Raw genomic sequence first — 18,374 nt, 5'->3', positions numbered from 1 at the left:
GCTGGGCAGGTTTACACCAGCCCGCCAGGCTACTACTGGCTGTTACTGCCATTCTCTTTTCTGGGGGCACGCGAACGGCGAGGTTTTGCCGGGCGTTTTTCCGGTTTGCCACTGGCATTTTCAGGCCGGGTATTGCTGTTTTCTGGCCGGGAGGTGCGTTTCTTTGCCGGAGCCCCGGCTGAAGGCCGGCTACCGCGCCCTTGTCCGGCGCCACGGCGGCCACGCGACTGGCGGTCTTCCACCGGTTCCGCTTTGATAGACGGATCTGGCTCATAGCCGTCAATCGCCATACGCGGTATTGGGCGTTTGAGTAAACGCTCAATATCTTTTAACAGTTTGTGTTCGTCCACACACACCAGTGACACAGCCTGCCCGGTTGCTGCCGCGCGCCCGGTACGCCCAATACGGTGGACATAGTCTTCCGGTACATTTGGCAGCTCGTAGTTAACCACATAAGGCAGTGATTCAATATCAATACCGCGTGCAGCAATGTCTGTCGCCACCAGTGCACGAATCGCGCCGGATTTAAAATCGGCCAGAGCACGGGTACGGGCTCCCTGGCTTTTATTACCATGAATAGCCGCAGCGCTAATACCGTCTTTATTCAATTGCTCTGCAAGGTGGTTGGCACCGTATTTGGTGCGGGTGAAGATCAGTACCTGCTGCCAGTTATCTTTGCCAATAAGGTGAGACAACAATTCACGCTTACGTTTTTTATCAACCAGATGCACATATTGTGTCACCTGCTCTGAAGGTGCATTACGGCGTGCAACCTCAATCACTTCCGGGTTTTTGAGGAGCCCGGATGCCAGGTGTTTAATCTCATCGGAGAAGGTTGCAGAAAACAGCAAGTTCTGGCGTTTTGCCGGTAGTTTTGCCAACACACGGCGAATATCATGGATAAAGCCCATATCCAGCATGCGGTCTGCTTCATCCAGCACCAGCACTTCAACTTTATCCAGGCTGACTGCATTCTGGTGCACCAGATCCAGCAAGCGCCCAGGGGTGGCAACCAGAATGTCTACGCCACCACGCAGCTTCATCATTTGTGGGTTAATGCTGACACCACCATAAACCACCAGTGAACGCAGTTTCAGGTGGCTGCTGTAAGCACGCACATTTTCCCAAACCTGTGCAGCAAGCTCACGGGTTGGCGTAAGAATCAGAGCCCGGACAGGGCGTTTGCCACTGACCGTATGCGGCGACTGAGACAACTTCTGCAACAATGGCAGGGTAAACCCGGCGGTTTTCCCGGTCCCGGTCTGCGCGCTGGCCATTAAGTCGCGCCCGGCAAGCACTGCCGGAATCGCCTGTTGTTGAATGGGGGTTGGCTCGCTATACCCCTGTTCAGCTACTGCCTGTAAAATTGCCGGATTTAACCCGAGTGATTCAAAAGACATAACAACTCCTCACTCACCCTGCCCGCAGTTTACGGCGTAGTTCCCAGGGATCGTCGTTTTAATGGCAAGGAGGACCCTTAGCCAAACAACAGTGACACAACCACAGTGTCATGAAGCGGCGGAGTGTAACAGCTTTTCCATTGCACTGCATAAATTCCCGCGAACAGAAATTTCTGCAAAATAATACGCTGCCAGTAGCCATATACCAAAAGCTGGCATAGACTTAATCAAATGATTGATTAAGTTTCACTGACTCTGGTGATGAATACGATGAATACGCCCGTCACCTCTCGGGGTGAACTCGCTAAAAACCAATTAATTACTGCCGCAATAGCTCAATTTGGTGAGTTTGGTTTGCATGCAACCACACGCGACATTGCAACGCAGGCCAGCCAAAATATTGCCGCCATTACTTACTATTTTGGTTCAAAAGAAGAACTGTATATGGCCTGTGCGCAATGGATAGCTGATTTTATCAGCCATAATTTCCAGCCACATGTCGCTTCCGCTGTGCAGCTACTTTCCCGCAAACAGCCAGACAAAACAGCAGTACGCGAGTTAATTCACCTGGCCTGCGGCCATATGTGCAAATTACTGACCTCAGATGAAACACTCAACCTGAGTAAATTTATTTCCCGCGAACAACTTTCCCCCACAGCCGCTTACACACTGATTCATGACCAGGTTATTGCTCCCATGCACGATCACCTGTGTGCATTAATCGCCTGTTACTGTGGGCGTGACCCACTGGACACCGAAACCATTTTACATACCCACGCATTGCTGGGTGAGATCCTCGCCTTTCGTCTCGGGCGCGAAACCATTTTATTACGCATGGGCTGGACACAATTTGATAATCAAAAAGTTGGTCTGATTAGCAACGTTATCGCATCGCATATTGATTTTATTTTATACGGACTGTCTCAACACTGAGGAACGCTGGCATGAAACACCGCAAGCCACTGATTGCAATTGTGATTTTATTCATTCTTGTTGTAGCTGGTGCCGGTGTCTGGTGGTACCAACAACACCAGGATAACACACTGACACTCTACGGCAATGTCGATATTCGAACAGTGAATATGAGCTTTCGTGTCGGAGGGCGTCTTGAAGAACTGAATGTAGACGAAGGCGATAAAATCACAGCAGGCGAAACACTCGGTATGCTGGATAAAAAACCTTACACCATTGCGCTGGCACAGGCCCAGGCTAATGAAGACGCCGCACAGGCGAAATATGACCTGGTGATGGCAGGCTACCGTAGCGAAGAAATCGCCCAGGCCGCTGCCGCAGTGAAACAGGCCCAGGCCGCCGCCCAGTACGCTACCCGTTACTATCAACGCCAGCAGGCATTATGGCAACAGCGGGTCAACTCCGCCGATGATTTAGCCAATGCCCGCTCGGCAAGTATTCAGGCTCAGGCCAACCTGAAATCCGCAGAAGATAAACTCAGCCAGTACAAAGCGGGTAATCGTCCGCAGGAAATTGCTGAAGCCAAAGCTAGTCTGGAGCAAGCCCAGGCGGCCCTGGCTCAGGCGCAACTGGATTTAAACGATACCGACCTGACTGCTCCATCAAGTGGCACTCTGCTGACACGCGCAGTAGAACCCGGCACGATGTTAAGTGCTGGCAGTACTGTGCTGACGTTGTCATTAACCCGCCCGGTTTGGGTGCGCGCTTATGTAGACGAAAAAAATCTCGGCCAGGCTGTGCCCGGGCGTAATGTACTGATTTATATCGATGGCCGCCCCGGTAACCCGTGGAAAGGCAAAATTGGTTTTGTCTCACCCACAGCAGAATTTACCCCGAAAACCGTCGAAACGCCGGACCTGCGCACCGACCTGGTTTACCGTCTGCGTATTATTGTTACCCACCCCGATGACACGCTACGCCAGGGAATGCCGGTGACCATTCGGTTTGAAGGAGAGCAGTAATGAGCCAGGCGGCGACAATAAGGCTGGAGAATGTCGTCAAACATTTTCGTGGGCTCAACCGTCCTGCCGTTGCCAGCCTGAATACGGTAATTACAGCAGGTGCTGTCACTGGCCTGGTCGGCCCCGATGGTGCCGGTAAAACAACATTAATGCGTATGCTGGCAGGCTTATTGACACCGAGTGAAGGCAGGATTGAGGTACTGGGCCTTGACCCTATTCGTGACGATACACAGTTACACAGCATGCTGGGCTATATGCCACAGAAATTTGGCCTGTACGAAGATTTAACGGTGATGGAAAACCTGAACCTGTACGCCGATTTGCGCAGTGTTCGTGGCAAGCTACGTCAGCAAGTATTTAATCAGCTTCTGGAATTTACCGACCTGGGGCCATTTACCAAACGCCTGGCAGGGAAATTATCAGGTGGGATGAAGCAAAAGCTGGGGTTAGCCTGCACCCTGGTCGGCCAGCCCAGTGTCTTGTTGCTGGATGAACCCGGCGTGGGGGTTGACCCTATTTCACGGCGGGAATTGTGGCGTATGGTCCATGAACTGGCGAATGACGGCATGCTGATTTTATGGAGCACATCCTACCTGGATGAAGCGGAACAGTGCCGGGAAGTGTTGTTGATGAATGAAGGTGAACGCCTTTACCAGGGCGCGCCTGATGAACTCACTCAACAAATCGCCGGGCGCACCTGGCTTGTTACCAGCCCGGAAGGGAAAAATCGCCCACTGCTTCAGCATGCTCTGCGCCAGCCTTGCGTGAGCGACGGAATGATTCAGGGTCATTCGGTTCGCCTGATTGTTAATTCCTCTTCAGCCATTGCCGGGCTTGCAGCCAGCCTGTCATTACCCGAAAGCTGTTTTCGGGAAACACAGCCACGTTTTGAAGACGCTTTTATTGACTTGTTAGGCGGGACCAAAACCCGTGAATCCCCGCTGGGCGCGATTTTGCATCAGGTTGAAGGCAATAAAGGGGAAACCGTAATTGAAGCCCGTGACTTGACCAAAAAATTTGGTGATTTTGCAGCGACGGACCATGTTGACTTCGCGGTAAAACGCGGTGAAATCTTCGGCCTGCTGGGGCCAAATGGTGCCGGGAAATCCACAACATTTAAGATGATGTGTGGCTTGCTGGTTCCCACCGATGGCCAGGCACTGGTGCTTAATATGGACTTAAAAACCAGTTCAGGGAAAGCCCGCCAGCACCTGGGCTATATGGCGCAAAAATTTTCGCTGTATGGCAATCTGACAGTAACCCAAAACCTGCGTTTCTTCGCCGGGATCTACGGTTTACGCGGCGTGCGCCAGCAAGAAAAGATCCAACGCATGACTGATGCCTTCAACCTCCAGTCCGTGGCGAATCAGGCAACTGACGCCCTGCCATTGGGGTTTAAACAACGCCTTGCGCTGGCCTGCTCATTAATGCATGAACCGGACATTCTGTTTCTTGATGAACCGACATCGGGTGTTGACCCCCTGACCCGCCGCGAATTCTGGTTGCACATTAACAGTATGGTGGAGCGCGGCGTCACCGTGATGGTGACGACTCACTTTATGGATGAAGCCGAGTATTGCGACCGTATCGGGCTGGTTTATCGTGGTAAGTTAATCGCCAGTGGTTCGCCTGATGCGCTGAAAGCCAGTGCAGCCAACGACGAAATGGCCGATCCGACTATGGAACAGGCCTTTATTCAACTGATTCACCAGTGGGACAAGGAGCATGCCAGTGGCCACCAATAGCATCCTTTCCTGGCATCGCGTAAGAGCGCTGTGCATTAAAGAAACCCGCCAGATTATTCGCGATCCGAGTAGCTGGCTGATTGCGGTGGTCATTCCGTTGATGCTGCTGTTTATCTTCGGCTATGGCATAAACCTGGATTCCAGCCGGTTACATGTGGGTGTGTTGCTGGATCAGCAAAGTGAGGAAGCACTCTCTTTTGCTCACACTGTCAGTGCTTCGCCTTTCATTGCCCCGACAATTAGCGATAATCGCCAGCATTTGGTTGACCTGATGCAGGCCGGGAGAATACGCGGCATCATTACCATTCCGGTCAACTTTGCGGAGCAAATGGCCCGCAATGGCGATACTGCCCCAATTCAGGTGATAACGGATGGCAGTGAACCCAATACCGCCAACTTTGTGCAGGCCTATGCTCAGGGTATCTGGCAAATCTGGCAGCAACAACGTGCTGAAGACCGTGGTGAATCATTCCAACCCCTGATTGATGTACAAACCCGCTACTGGTTCAACCCGGCAGCTATCAGCCGCCATTTTATAATTCCCGGTGCCATTACCATTATCATGACAGTTATTGGCGCTATCCTCACTTCACTGGTGATTGCCCGTGAGTGGGAGCGCGGCACCATGGAAGCGCTGTTGTCCACCGAAGTAACCCGCACGGAGTTACTACTGTGTAAACTGGTTCCCTATTACTTTCTCGGCATGCTGGCTATGCTGCTGTGTATGCTGGTGTCGGTATTTATTCTGGGTGTTCCCTGGCGTGGTTCGCTGCTGATTTTATTTCTTATCTCCAGCCTGTTTTTGCTCAGCACGCTGGGTATGGGCCTGCTGATTTCCACACTGACACGTAACCAGTTTAATGCCGCGCAAGTTGCGCTGAACGCTGCTTTTTTGCCTTCAATTATGTTGTCCGGTTTTATATTCCAGATAGACAGTATGCCCGCCATTATCCGTATCGTGACCTACATTATCCCGGCCCGTTACTTTGTCAGTACCCTGCAAACACTGTTTCTCGCGGGCAATATCACTTCAGTTCTGGTGGTCAATGTGCTGTTTTTAATTGCCTCTGCGGTACTGTTTATTGGGCTGACCATGTTGAAAACCAGCCGCCGGCTCGACAGGGAGTAACACGCTATGCTGCACCGTTTGTGGACGCTTATCCGTAAAGAATTACAGTCGCTGTTAAGGGAGCCGCAAACCCGCGCAATCCTGATAATGCCGGTCATTCTTCAGGTGGTGCTGTTCCCGTTTGCCGCCACACTGGAGGTCACCAACGCGACAGTGGCTATTTATAATGAAGACAACGGCAAACACTCGGTCGAACTGACTCAGCGCATTGCACAGGCAAAAGCATTTTCCCATATTTTACAGCTCAACAGCCCCGGTCAGATTCGTGATGTTATTGATAACCAGCGGGCATTGTTGGTGGTGCGGTTCCCGCCCACATTTTCCCGCGACCTGGACCAGCTTACCCCAGCCCAGGTACAGTTACTGCTGGATGGGCGCAACTCAAACAGCGCGCAAATTGCGGCCCGTTATGTGCAGCAGATAGTCAATGATTACCAGCAATCGCTGCTTAACGGGCAGAAACAGAACAACAGTGAACTGGTGGTGCGCAACTGGTATAACCCAAATCTGGACTACAAATGGTTTGTTGTCCCGTCGCTGATAGCCATGATTACCACCATTGGTGTGATGATTGTAACGTCACTGTCTGTTGCCCGCGAACGCGAGCAAGGCACACTGGACCAGTTGCTGGTTTCGCCGCTCGCCACCTGGCAGATTTTTGTTGGCAAAGCCGTACCAGCCTTAATTGTCGCCTGCTTTCAGGCATCGATTGTGTTGGGTGTGGGCATATGGGCTTACCAGATCCCCTTTGCCGGTTCTCTGCTGCTGTTCTATTTCACCATGCTGGTTTACGGGTTATCGCTGGTAGGGTTTGGCCTGCTGATTTCGTCGCTGTGTTCAACCCAGCAACAGGCATTTATAGGTGTCTTTGTATTTATGATGCCAGCCATTTTGCTTTCCGGGTATGTTTCTCCGGTAGAGAACATGCCTGTGTGGTTACAGGATCTGACATGGGTAAACCCAATTCGGCATTTCACCGACATCACCAAAGAGATTTACCTGAAAGATGCGGATTTTAGTATTGTGTGGCGAAGCTTATGGCCGTTATTAGTTATAACGGCCATAACCGGATCAGCGGCGTACGCTATGTTTCGCAGAAAAATTGCCTGACCGGCGTCGGTTGCTGTCTTTTGCCAGTAACGACACAACTGCAGGCCCGGCGAGGATAACCACGCCGGCAAGCACCAGCACCAGATGGCTCTGAAAAACACGGGATAACAGCCACAGGCATATTAACGCCGTACCAAAATACCATGTGGTGGTGAGCTCTTCGAGAAAATCACCTAACTCCCGGAGCCAGCCGTCATGAAAACGCTGTAACGCCAGCATCATCACTAAAGTCAGTGTGTATAACAGACACAGACCAATACCAACCTGAACCAGGGATTGACTCATCCAGCCGGCAACCAGCACGGCTATAACCAGCAAATGCAGAATAATTTGCCAGCAACTCAGGCCTGTTGCGACACGAAGTCGTTGTTGCCATTTCATGTCTTCTCTCCTGACGGATTTTTTGACTACTAATCAGAGTACCGCACTTTACGGAAAATTCCGTATCCCGCCAGTTTTTTGTGACAAACACTACACTTTATTTGCACACAGAAACAAAACAAGGAGGAAATCGGCACCATGCCTTCACATTCAATTATCAAAATTCTAACAATAAACACACATAAAGGATTTACTGCTTTTAACCGCCGCTTTTCACTGCCAGCACTGCGCGATGCTTTGCGTGCAACACTCGCAGACATTGTTTGCCTGCAGGAGGTCAGCGGTGAGCACCAAACTCTGGCACGGGCTGTACCCGGCTGGCCAACAGCCAGTCACTATGAGTATCTGGCCGATACAGTCTGGCGCGATTATGCCTATGGGCGCAATGCGGTTTATCCGGAAGGTCACCACGGGAACGCAGTTTTATCGCGCTTTCCAATTGAACACAGCGAGAATATTGACGTTTCCATCGAAGGACATGAACAACGAGGCCTGCTTTACTGCCGCCTCAACATACCCGGCAAGCCCGTGCCACTCCATGTTATTTGTGTTCACCTGGGGCTTAAAGAGCCACATCGCCAGGCACAACTGGAAAAACTGTGGGCAGTGATTTGCCAACTGCCTGAGAATGCGCCACTGGTTGTGGCAGGCGATTTTAATGACTGGCGGCAACGGCTCCACCCACGTCTGCATGAGCAGAATGGTATGGAAGAAGTATTCAGCCGCGAGTTTGGCAAACCGGCCCGCACATTCCCGGTATGGTACCCTTTTTTGCGTCTTGACAGGATTTATGTGCGCCATGTGAAACAGTGCAAACCTTTGCCCTTCTCTTCGGGCCCGTGGCGTGGTTTGTCGGATCATGCGCCATTAGCGGTGGAGATTAGTCTGTGAAAACGACATGGAGAAGCGGTAACCAGATTACGTTACTGGAGAATGGCGACGCTTATTATCCGGCAGTTTTCGACGCCATAAGCCAGGCGAAAAAGCAGGTGTTATTGGAAACATTCATCTGGTTTGATGATAACGCAGGCCAGGCACTGCACCAGGTATTGCTGGAAGCGGCACAGCGTGGTGTACAGGTAGAAGTGTTGATGGATGGCTATGGTTCCCCTGATCTGAGCGAGACATTTATCAATACGCTGACTCAGGCGGGTGTGGTTGTACGTTATTACGACCCGTCACCGCTGTTTCTTGGTATGCGAACTAATCTGTTCCGCCGGATGCACCGCAAAATAGTGGTAATTGACGGTGAACTGGCGTTTGTTGGTGGCATTAATTACTCCGCTGAACACCTCACCAGTTACGGACCGGAAGCCAAACAGGATTATGCCGTTGCGGTTCGTGGCCCGGTGGTCAGCGATATTCAACAGTTTGTTATTGCTAACCTGCCGGAAAGTACCCGAACACGCCGCTGGCGCTGGCATCGGCACAGAGCGCAGGACCAGAACCAGGCTGGAGAAGCACAGGCGCTGTTTATCTGGCGTGATAACAACCGCCATCCGGATGATATTGAGCGTTATTATTTGCGTATGCTGGCCCGGGCACGCCGTGAGGTGATTATTGCCAATGCCTATTTCTTCCCGGGGTACCGGCTGCTGCATGCCATGCGAAACGCAGCACGCCGTGGTGTCAGCGTTAAACTGATTTTGCAGGGCGAGCCCGACATTCCGATGGTAAAAACCGCGGCCCGCCTGCTCTACCCTTACCTGCTCAAAGCCGGTGTCCATATTTATGAATACCAGCAGCGCCCGTTACACGGCAAAGTTGCTGTGATGGACAGCCATTGGGCAACAGTTGGCTCCAGCAACCTCGACCCGCTTAGTTTGTCACTGAACCTTGAAGCCAACCTGGTGATTCATGACCGTGAATTCAACCAGACATTGCGCGATAACCTGATGAAATTGATAAGCCAGAGCACAGAGCAAACCCAGGCAGACCGGGTATTGTTGCCTGGCCCTCGCTGGTGGGGATTGACTTGCAGTGTTCTCGCTTTCCACTTTGTACGGCATTTCCCGGCAATGGTGGGCTGGTTGCCTGCTCACACACCACGTATTACCCGTGTCCGGCCGCCAGTTCAGCCTGAGCTTGAGCAACAGGACCAACATGCCACTACGGACTCAGGAGGACAATGACAATGTCGTTACTGCACCGCTCACTCAGCTCCCACTCCCGCCGCCGAATCAAAAAAGGATTATCTGGCGTATTTCTACTGGTTGTTGTGGTATTGCTTGTGCTTTATGCCCGCCAGGTTGACTGGCAGGAGGTCTGGCAGTCCTTAATGACCTATAACCGCAACGCACTATTCGGTGCAGCCGGATTAGTGGTTATTAGCTACACCATCTATGGTCTGTATGATTTATTAAGCCGGTCATGGTCCGGGCACGGTCTGTCTGCCCGGGTAGTCATGCTGGTGTCTTTTATTTGTTATGCCTTTAACCTGACACTAAGCACCTGGGTCGGTGGAATTGGTATGCGTTACCGGCTGTACTCGCGGTTAGGCCTGGGTAGCGGCACTATCGCCCGGATTTTTTCTTTTAGTATTATGACTAACTGGCTGGGTTATATTTTGGTAGGCGGGATACTGTTTACTTTTGGTGCGCTGCACCTGCCCGCAGGGTGGTACATTGATACGCTGACGCTGCGCTGTATTGGCGGGGTATTACTCGCGTTAAGCATCTGTTGGCTGTTGTTGTGCTCTTTCTCCCCGAAAAGAACGTGGCGAATCCGTGGGCGGCGAATACGCCTGCCAGGAGCCCGTTTTGCCATAACGCAGTTTTTGTTGTCTGCACTGAACTGGCTGATTATGGGCACAACAATTTGGTTACTGATGCAGCAACAGGTTGATTTTATGACGGTACTGGCAGTGACATTACTCAGCAGTATTGCGGGGGTGATTATTCATATTCCGGCCGGGATTGGGGTACTGGAAGCGGTGTTTCTGGCATTGCTACCTGCCTCGCAAATCAGCCACGGCAGTATTATTGCCGCGTTACTGGTCTGGCGGGCATTGTATTACTTTATTCCATTAATCATTGCAGCGGTGTGTTATGCCGTACTGGAAAGCCGGGCGGAAAAATTACGCAAGGAAGGCGAGGGAAAGCGCAACCAGGTGGGCGCGGTTAAAACGCGCGCCACCGGGCTGCAATAAGCGCTTAACGGCGGTTGCCGAGAATACGCAACATCATCAGGAACAGGTTGATGAAATCAAGGTACAGCGTCAGGGCACCCATAATGGAGTAGCGGCGCAGGTTGGTGCTGTCACGGGTATCAATCTGGCTGCCAATACTTTTCAGTTTCTGGGTATCCCAGGCTGTCAGGCCAACAAAAACCACCACACCAATATAGGTCACAGCCCACATTAACGCGGTGCTTTTCAGCCAGATGTTGACTACAGAAGCCAGAACAATACCGATCAGGGCCATAAACAGCATGCTGCCGAATTTGCTCAGATCACGCTTCGTAGTGTACCCATACAGGCTCATTGCGCCAAACATCCCCCCGGTCACCACAAATGTGCTGGCGATAGACGAGTAAGTATAAACCACAAAAATACTCGACAACGTCAGCCCGGTTAGCGCGGAATAAAGCATAAACAGCGTGGTTGCCATAGCGCCACTCAGTTTATGCACCATACCGGACAGAACAAACACCAGCGCCAGTTGAGCAATGATTAAACCAAAAAACGTTAGCTTACTGGAAAAAACAAACATCAAGACTGCCGGAGTCGCTGCGGCATACCAGGCGACAAATGCCGTCAGTAACAGGCCACAAGTCATCCAGCCATACACCTGCGCCATATAGGTTTGCAGCCCGGTGCGGGTGTTCTGGACGATTGTGCCATTGGCGTGTGGGAAGCGGTCCATGACATATCCTCTGATTTTGATGGAAAAACAGGCCTTCAGACTACCACATTCAGCTGTAATGCGCAGTCTTACCAGCGTTCTGCAGCAACTTTATCGCTTTCACGAGCTTCAACCCAGCGAGCCCCCTGCTCAGTCGATTCCCGTTTCCAGAACGGAGCCCGGGTTTTCAGGTAATCCATAATGAATTCTGCCGCGGCAAAAGCGCTGCTGCGGTGTGCACCGGTCACACCGACAAATACAATTTCTTCACCTGGGTACATTTCGCCAATACGGTGAAGAACGGTTACACGTTGCAGCGGCCAACGTTCACGCGCGGTGGCAACAATTTCTGCCAGCGCTTTTTCCGTCATGCCTGGGTAATGTTCCAGGCACAGTGCGCTGACATTATCACCCAGATTGTGGTTACGCACTTTTCCGGTAAATGTCACCACAGCACCGTCGTCATCGCACGCCGCCAGCCACTGATATTCGGCGCCGACATCAATGTTGTCGCGCCCCACACCAATGCGTGTTTGTTCTTCCATATCAGCCTCCGGTGACCGGGGGGAAAAAGGCCACCTCGTCGCCCGCCTGAATAGCGTGGTCAAGAGGGACCAGCGTCTGGTTAACAGCTGCTAATAATTTGCCGCTTTCCAGTGCCAAAGCCCAGCGCCCGCCCCGGTTTTCCAGGTGCTGGCGTAGCGCTTCAACAGAAGAAAATGAGGCATCAAGGCGCAAAGCATCACAGCCAACCAGTTCACGCACTTGTGCGAAAAAAAGTACATCAATCATCCTGCACCGCCCTGAAATCACCTGATTTACCGCCCGACTTCGCCAGCAGACGTACCGGGCCAATGACCATATCTTTCTGAACCGCTTTACACATATCGTAAATGGTCAGCGCGGCAACTGAAGCTGCAGTGAGCGCTTCCATTTCGACACCGGTTTTACCGCTCAGCCGGCAGACTGATTCAATACGCACCCGGTTTTCCGCAGGCTGCGCTTCCAGGTGAACTTCCACTTTGCTGAGCAATAATGGGTGGCACAGAGGGATCAATTCCCAGGTGCGTTTGGCGGCCTGAATACCGGCGATACGCGCTGTGGCGAAGACATCACCTTTGTGATGACGCCCTTCAACAATCATCGCCAGTGTGTCCGGATGCATAGTGACAAACGCTTCCGCTCTGGCTTCCCTGGCTGTTTCAGCTTTGGCGGAGACATCCACCATATGAGCTTCGCCAGCCGCATTAATATGGGTTAATTGCGACATAACTATTTCTTGAGATGAGGATGGAAGTTACACGGGCGCTGGCGTGCATCGAGTTGCTGCTGGATAATATTTTCCCAGGCAGTGCGACAGGCTTTGGTTGAACCCGGCATGGCGAAAATTACTGTGCGGTTTGCCATGCCAGCCACTGCCCGAGACTGCAATGTCGCCGTGCCGATTTCTTCATAAGACAGCATGCGGAACACTTCACCAAACCCTTCAATTTCACGGTCAAACAGAGGCAACAGGGCTTCAGGAACCTGATCGCCCTCAGTCAACCCGGTTCCGCCGTTAATCAGCACCACCTGGACATCATCACTGGCAATCCACTGCGATACCTGGGCGCGAATGGCATAACGGTTCTCACTGACAATCGCCTTTGCCACCACCTGGTGCCCCGCCTCTGTGACAACATCACGCAAGTAATGGCCCGATGAATCTTCTTCTTCAGTGCGGTGTGAAGTCACCGTCATGACAGCGACACGCGCCGGAATAAATGTACTGCTTACCTGACTCATGATTCTCTCCTTACGAACGCTTACCCACCGATATACGACAGGTTCTGCGTGATCCCCGTATTTCCCTGATGCAGGAAATGGGTCTGTTTTTTACCGGCCAGCGCCTGGCTGATACGTGCCTGCAATTCGCCCTGTTGCTGGTCGTTTGCCAGTAAATCACGCAGCGGAATGCCGCCATCACCAAACAGGCATAAATGCAGATTGCCAATGGATGACACTCTCAGGCGGTTGCAACTGGCACAGAAATCTTTCTCATAGGGCATGATGAGGCCAATTTCGCCCTGGTAATCCGGGTGGCAGAAGACCTGAGCTGGTCCGTCACTGCGCTGGCGAATCTGATGGATCCACCCGCGTTCCAGAAGCTGGTCGCGAATCACCATGCCGGAAACATGGCGCTGGCGAAACAGTTCACTGCCCTCGCCGGTTTCCATCAGTTCAATAAAGCGTAATTGAATTGGCCGGGTTTTAATCCAGGCAAGAAAGGTGCCCAGTTGGTGGTGGTTCACGTCACGCATCAGCACGGTATTGACTTTCACACGCTCAAACCCGGCAGCAAACGCGGCATCAATCCCGTCCATAACCTGGCGGAATTTATCCTGCCCGGTTATGGCGTAGAACTGCCGGGCATCAAGGCTGTCGACACTGACGTTAATTGCTGTCAGCCCGGCATCACGCCATTGCTGCACATCACGCGCCATGCGATAACCGTTGGTAGTCACAGCGATTTGGCGCAAAGAAGCATTTTCACGAACGGCAGCAATGATATCGGTAAAGTCGCGGCGTAAAGAGGGCTCACCACCGGTCAGGCGAACTTTTTCGGTGCCTGCCGCGGCAAACGCACGAGTGACCCGGCGAATTTCATCGAGGCTGAGAAAGCTTTTGTTCGCCACGCCGTGCGGTTTGTAGCCATCTGGCAGGCAATATGTGCAACGAAAGTTGCAAACATCAGTCACAGACAGACGCAAGTAATAGAACTTACGCGCCCATGCATCGGTAAGTTGAGAGACCATGTACACCTTTCCAAATACGGGAGATGCAGGCATTTCTTTCTGCACCCTGGTGACGACGCATCGCCACGGCCAGGGCACCATATCTTGCGACACAGGCGCCAGGGCTTGAGTGTCAGTTTCAGATTTCTGAAACCGGGTTAGCAGGATAGTAGCGCTTTCTGGCATGAAGCGCCAGACGACTTTCGCTATATAAACAAGTATATATCGACACAATTCTGCATTTTCGCGACAAAATAGCCGTTGTTTGCAGGCATTGCTTTGACAGATGTCATTTTCCCTTGCCAAAGGTTCGTCTTTTAACCGCTATTCAGGTAATTTAAGGAGTAAATATGTTTTATAAGGAAAACCTATGCGCAGCCGGGCACTGGCCGATTTGGATTGTGTGGTCACTCTGGGTGGTGGTCATGGGCTTGGACGAGTAATGTCTGCACTGGGCTTTTTAGGCCAACGCCTGACTGGCATTGTCACCACCACAGACAATGGCGGTTCAACCGGGCGCATTCGCCGTTCAGAGGGGGGAATTGCCTGGGGCGACCTGCGTAATTGCGTGAACCAGTTGATTACCGACCCGAGCGTGGCATCGGCGTTATTTGAATACCGGTTTAGTGGCAATGGCGAGTTAGCTGGCCACAACCTGGGGAATTTAATTCTTAAAGCACTCGATCACCTGAGTGTACGCCCACTGGAAGCCATTAACCTGATTCGTACCTGGCTGCATGTGGATGCGTTTTTGATCCCGATGTCTGAGCAACCTGTGGATTTACTGGCCACAGATAACGAGGGCCATGAAGTTTGGGGAGAGGTAAATATTGACCAGCTCAGGGTACCTCCACAAAGGTTGCAATTGTCCCCGCAGGTTTGTGCCACCCGCGAAGCAGTTCTGGCTCTGGAAAAAGCCGACCTGGTGATTATTGGACCGGGAAGTTTTTATACCAGCCTGATGCCGATTTTACTCATGCCTGAGTTAACTGAAGCACTGCGCCGTACTCAGGCAAAAGTGGTGTTTATTGATAATCTGGGGAAAGAGCACAGTGCAGCGGCCTTACTGACGCTGGATGAGCGGCTGGACATAATGGAGCAGGCAATAGGGAAACCTGTTATCAGTACGGTTATTACCGGTGAATATAACACCCTGCCCGCAAGCCATGATGCCAAAACCGTGATCCAGACTGCCCTGGCAGCCAGTGATGTCCCCTACCGCCATGACCGCCAGCGGTTGCGCCAGGCCATCGACCTGGCACTACAGAAAAGCAGCTAAGATTATGAGGCAGCAATAAACAACGCGCGCAATTGCTGTAGCTGGTCGCGTAATTTTGCCGCCTCTTCAAATTCCAGATTTTGCGCGTGAGTCATCATCTGTGTTTCCAGTTCATGGATTTTCTGCTCCATGGCCTTCGGTGACATATCTTGCGCGACAGTGCGTGCAGCAGCGTCTCCGCCACGCGTCTTACCGCGTTTCGCTTTGGTTTTCATTACTCCTTCGCCCAGCGCCAGGATATCCACCACTTTCTTGTTCAGGCCTTTTGGCACCAGGCCATGCTCTTTGTTGTAGAGCATCTGTTTTTCGCGACGGCGTTCGGTTTCACCAATGGCTTTTGCCATCGATGGTGTAATTTTATCGCCATACAGAATCGCCATGCCGTTGAGGTTACGCGCCGCACGCCCAATAGTCTGAATCAGTGAGCGCTCAGAACGCAGGAAGCCTTCTTTATCAGCATCCAGTATTGCCACCAGCGACACTTCCGGCATATCCAGGCCTTCGCGCAACAAGTTAATCCCCACCAGTACATCAAACTCGCCCAGGCGCAAATCGCGGATAATCTCCATGCGTTCGACTGTGTCGATATCGGAGTGCAGGTAGCGCACACGGGCACCGTGCTCTTCAAGGTATTCGGTAAGGTCTTCCGCCATACGTTTCGTCAGAGTGGTAACCAGCACTCGTTCATTAATGGCCGTGCGCTTGCGAATTTCTGAGAGCAAATCGTCCACCTGAGTAGCTACCGGGCGCACTTCTATCAGTGGATCCAGCAGACCTGTAGGGCGTACAACCTGGTCTATTACTTCACCGCCGGATTTATCCAGCTCGTAATTACCCGGTGTGGCAGAAACATAAATGGTTTGCGGTGCCAGGGCTTCAAATTCTTCGAATTTGAGTGGGCGGTTATCCAGCGCGGAAGGCAACCGGAAACCATATTCAACCAGCGTTTCTTTACGTGCCCGGTCACCGCGGTACATCCCGCCTATTTGCGGCACGGTAACGTGAGATTCATCGATAACCAGCAGGCCATCTGCGGGCAGGTAGTCAAACAATGTTGGTGGCGGCTCTCCCGGTCCGCGCCCGGAAAGAAAGCGCGAGTAGTTTTCAATTCCCGAGCAATACCCCAGTTCATTCATCATTTCGAGGTCAAACTGTGTCCGCTGGGTGATGCGTTGCTCTTCGAGTAATTTATTATTTGCCAGTAACACCTTGCGCCGGTCCGCCAGTTCGGTTTTGATTTCTTCCATCGCCTGCAAAATACGTTCGCGGGGTGTGACGTAATGGGTTTTCGGGTAAATAGTAAAGCGCGGGATAACAGACTCCACCTGCCCGGTCAGTGGGTCAAATAACGACAACCGTTCAACTTCCTCATCAAACAATTCAACCCGCAGGGCGATATCATCAGATTCCGCCGGGAAGATATCGATAACTTCACCACGTACCCGGAAAGTACCGCGCTGGAACACCTGGTCGTTACGGGTGTACTGCAACTCTGCCAGGCGACGCAAAATAGCGCGCTGGTCAATCAGCATTCCGGCCGTCAGGTGCAGCATCATTTTCAGGTAAAGGTCCGGGTCACCCAGACCATAAATGGCAGAAACAGATGCCACTACAACCACATCACGCCGTTCCAGCAGTGCTTTGGTGGCTGAAAGCCGCATCTGTTCGATGTGCTCATTTACTGATGCGTCTTTTTCTATAAAGGTGTCAGAGCTGGGAACATAGGCTTCCGGCTGGTAGTAATCGTAATAAGAAACAAAATACTCAACCGCATTTTCCGGGAAAAACGCTTTCATTTCGCCATAGAGCTGCGCCGCCAGTGTTTTGTTAGGTGCCAGCACCATCGTAGGGCGTTGCAGGTCTGCAATAACATTCGCGATGGTAAATGTCTTCCCTGATCCGGTTACACCGAGCAGTGTCTGGTGCGCCAGGCCATCTTCCAGCCCTTCAGACAGGCGACGAATGGCATCGGGCTGGTCCCCGGATGGCGTAAAGCTGGAGTGTAATTTGAACAATTTACTCATAAGAGAAGACCTGTTGCACCATGGCGGGAGGAAGATGCAATTTTAACTGCCATACCGTTTTTTGCCAACCCTAATTACTGGCTAAATAACCAGTATCGGTAGTGAGCGCGCTAAATGACAGTACAAAATGACATGTTTGGCACAAACACCCGCTGTTTATACCAGCAAGATCCGCAATGACCAGGTTATCCCCAGAATTTTTCCATTTTTAACAATTGTCAAGAGATGTCATGAAAGTTTTAAGACACAACCCGCAGCATTACCGTGAAGGATTGATTTTATATAACTATTTGATATTTATTACTATTTAAATAAAGGTGGCTTTAACATCAATTCAGGTGAAAGCCGCGTATTCTCTCGCCTGCCGTGAGTTTTCTAACTCTAATGCACAAGGTTATCCACAGGAATAGTGGATAACTGCTTTAAGCCCTTTAAGGACATAGTCCGCTGAATTGCGGCTTTCTTACAAAAACAGCGTATAAAAAATTTTCCGGCAAAATTTTTTCGCTGGCAGCCCTCTTTTTTGTTGATGACCTGATAACAAAATTTGCACCAGACCAGACAGGGATTTGTTTTGTGTCAACACGCTGCACCAAAATTATCCTCAGCAAAGCACTGCCAAAGTGCACAGTGCAACCAAAGTCTTAGTTGTGGGGTGCAAAACCAGTGTTTTTTGTAAGTATCGTCCTGGTTCGTGGAAATTTCTGTCGTGGTTACGCTTTCTGGCAAGAGAATTGCACAGATTACCAGACTGGA

18 protein-coding genes and 1 riboswitch are annotated in these 18,374 nt (G+C 51.5%); of the genes, 9 read left to right on the top strand and 9 right to left on the bottom strand.

All coding sequences use genetic code 11. The features are described 5' to 3' along the window. Positions 1–32 precede the first annotated feature (32 nt). Positions 33–1,400: an ATP-dependent RNA helicase RhlE gene (gene rhlE / locus MPHASIOC01_RS02530; RefSeq protein ID WP_064599846.1), complete on the bottom strand. Its 1,368-nt coding sequence runs from the start codon at positions 1,398–1,400 to the stop codon at positions 33–35. A 261-nt stretch (positions 1,401–1,661) separates the two neighbouring features. Here rhlE and cecR point away from each other — a divergent pair, with 261 nt between their 5' ends. The 5 genes from cecR to MPHASIOC01_RS02505 are packed head-to-tail and all read left to right on the top strand — an operon-like array spanning position 1,662 to position 7,318. Further along, on the top strand, positions 1,662–2,333 hold the full coding sequence (gene cecR / locus MPHASIOC01_RS02525; protein WP_064599844.1) for a transcriptional regulator CecR: 672 nt from the start codon (positions 1,662–1,664) through the stop codon (positions 2,331–2,333). 11 nt (positions 2,334–2,344) lie between these two features. Further along, positions 2,345–3,334, top strand: coding sequence for a secretion protein HlyD (gene hlyD, locus MPHASIOC01_RS02520; protein ID WP_064599842.1), 990 nt, complete (start codon positions 2,345–2,347; stop codon positions 3,332–3,334). Then, the gene (locus tag MPHASIOC01_RS02515; protein WP_064599840.1) at positions 3,334–5,079 is read left to right on the top strand and encodes an ATP-binding cassette domain-containing protein; all 1,746 of its coding nucleotides are present in this window, start codon (positions 3,334–3,336) and stop codon (positions 5,077–5,079) included. The genes hlyD and MPHASIOC01_RS02515 overlap by 1 nt, the downstream gene beginning before the upstream one ends. After that, a complete protein-coding gene (locus MPHASIOC01_RS02510) occupies positions 5,066–6,208 on the top strand; it encodes an ABC transporter permease (protein ID WP_231889213.1) in 1,143 nt (380 codons plus the stop codon). Before MPHASIOC01_RS02515 ends, MPHASIOC01_RS02510 begins: the two co-directional genes overlap by 14 nt. A 6-nt stretch (positions 6,209–6,214) precedes the next feature. Further along, positions 6,215–7,318: an ABC transporter permease gene (locus MPHASIOC01_RS02505; RefSeq protein ID WP_064599836.1), complete on the top strand. Its 1,104-nt coding sequence runs from the start codon at positions 6,215–6,217 to the stop codon at positions 7,316–7,318. On the opposite strand, the gene MPHASIOC01_RS02500 is transcribed toward MPHASIOC01_RS02505, so the two are convergent. Next, positions 7,280–7,699, bottom strand: coding sequence for a YbhQ family protein (locus MPHASIOC01_RS02500; RefSeq protein ID WP_064599834.1), 420 nt, complete (start codon positions 7,697–7,699; stop codon positions 7,280–7,282). The genes MPHASIOC01_RS02505 and MPHASIOC01_RS02500 overlap by 39 nt on opposite strands. A gap of 138 nt (positions 7,700–7,837) precedes the next feature. Between MPHASIOC01_RS02500 and MPHASIOC01_RS02495 the strand changes: the two genes are divergently transcribed. Genes MPHASIOC01_RS02495 through MPHASIOC01_RS02485 form a run of 3 tightly spaced genes read left to right on the top strand, consistent with a single transcriptional unit; the run spans position 7,838 to position 10,847 of the window. Further along, positions 7,838–8,590, top strand: coding sequence for an endonuclease/exonuclease/phosphatase family protein (locus MPHASIOC01_RS02495; protein WP_353613869.1), 753 nt, complete (start codon positions 7,838–7,840; stop codon positions 8,588–8,590). Continuing rightward, complete coding sequence (clsB, locus tag MPHASIOC01_RS02490; protein WP_353613868.1) at positions 8,587–9,831, top strand: cardiolipin synthase ClsB; 1,245 nt, start codon at positions 8,587–8,589, stop codon at positions 9,829–9,831. The genes MPHASIOC01_RS02495 and clsB overlap by 4 nt, the downstream gene beginning before the upstream one ends. Before the next feature lie 2 nt (positions 9,832–9,833). After that, entirely contained in the window at positions 9,834–10,847 is a 1,014-nt protein-coding gene (locus MPHASIOC01_RS02485; RefSeq protein ID WP_064599828.1) for a lysylphosphatidylglycerol synthase domain-containing protein, read from the top strand. A 4-nt stretch (positions 10,848–10,851) separates the two neighbouring features. On the opposite strand, the gene MPHASIOC01_RS02480 is transcribed toward MPHASIOC01_RS02485, so the two are convergent. The 6 genes from MPHASIOC01_RS02480 to moaA all read right to left on the bottom strand — a co-directional run bounded on the left by MPHASIOC01_RS02480 (position 10,852) and on the right by moaA (position 14,336). Then, complete coding sequence (locus MPHASIOC01_RS02480) at positions 10,852–11,562, bottom strand: Bax inhibitor-1/YccA family protein (RefSeq protein WP_064599826.1); 711 nt, start codon at positions 11,560–11,562, stop codon at positions 10,852–10,854. Between the two features lie 68 nt (positions 11,563–11,630). Then, on the bottom strand, positions 11,631–12,086 hold the full coding sequence (moaE, locus tag MPHASIOC01_RS02475; protein ID WP_353613867.1) for a molybdopterin synthase catalytic subunit MoaE: 456 nt from the start codon (positions 12,084–12,086) through the stop codon (positions 11,631–11,633). A gap of 1 nt (position 12,087) precedes the next feature. Beyond that, on the bottom strand, positions 12,088–12,333 hold the full coding sequence (gene moaD / locus MPHASIOC01_RS02470) for a molybdopterin synthase sulfur carrier subunit (protein WP_064599822.1): 246 nt from the start codon (positions 12,331–12,333) through the stop codon (positions 12,088–12,090). After that, a complete protein-coding gene (gene moaC / locus MPHASIOC01_RS02465; protein WP_064599819.1) occupies positions 12,326–12,811 on the bottom strand; it encodes a cyclic pyranopterin monophosphate synthase MoaC in 486 nt (161 codons plus the stop codon). Before moaC ends, moaD begins: the two co-directional genes overlap by 8 nt. A gap of 2 nt (positions 12,812–12,813) precedes the next feature. Beyond that, positions 12,814–13,326, bottom strand: a complete 513-nt coding sequence (gene moaB / locus MPHASIOC01_RS02460) for a molybdenum cofactor biosynthesis protein B (RefSeq protein ID WP_353613866.1) — start codon at positions 13,324–13,326, stop codon at positions 12,814–12,816. A gap of 20 nt (positions 13,327–13,346) precedes the next feature. After that, entirely contained in the window at positions 13,347–14,336 is a 990-nt protein-coding gene (gene moaA / locus MPHASIOC01_RS02455) for a GTP 3',8-cyclase MoaA (RefSeq protein ID WP_064599816.1), read from the bottom strand. Continuing rightward, positions 14,324–14,460, bottom strand: a riboswitch (molybdenum cofactor riboswitch). It overlaps the preceding gene by 13 nt. 225 nt (positions 14,461–14,685) lie before the next feature. Here moaA and yvcK point away from each other — a divergent pair. Then, complete coding sequence (yvcK, locus tag MPHASIOC01_RS02450; RefSeq protein WP_064599814.1) at positions 14,686–15,594, top strand: uridine diphosphate-N-acetylglucosamine-binding protein YvcK; 909 nt, start codon at positions 14,686–14,688, stop codon at positions 15,592–15,594. A 2-nt stretch (positions 15,595–15,596) separates the two neighbouring features. Here the strand turns inward: yvcK and uvrB are convergent, their stop codons facing one another. Further along, positions 15,597–17,618, bottom strand: a complete 2,022-nt coding sequence (uvrB, locus tag MPHASIOC01_RS02445) for an excinuclease ABC subunit UvrB (protein ID WP_064599812.1) — start codon at positions 17,616–17,618, stop codon at positions 15,597–15,599. Positions 17,619–18,374 lie beyond the last annotated feature (756 nt).

Origin of the sequence: Mangrovibacter phragmitis (assembly GCF_040429585.1) — a bacterium.
Lineage (GTDB): Bacteria > Pseudomonadota > Gammaproteobacteria > Enterobacterales > Enterobacteriaceae > Mangrovibacter > Mangrovibacter phragmitis.
Note: the sequence above shows the minus strand (reverse complement) of the source record. Positions and strands in the feature narration are given on the sequence as shown.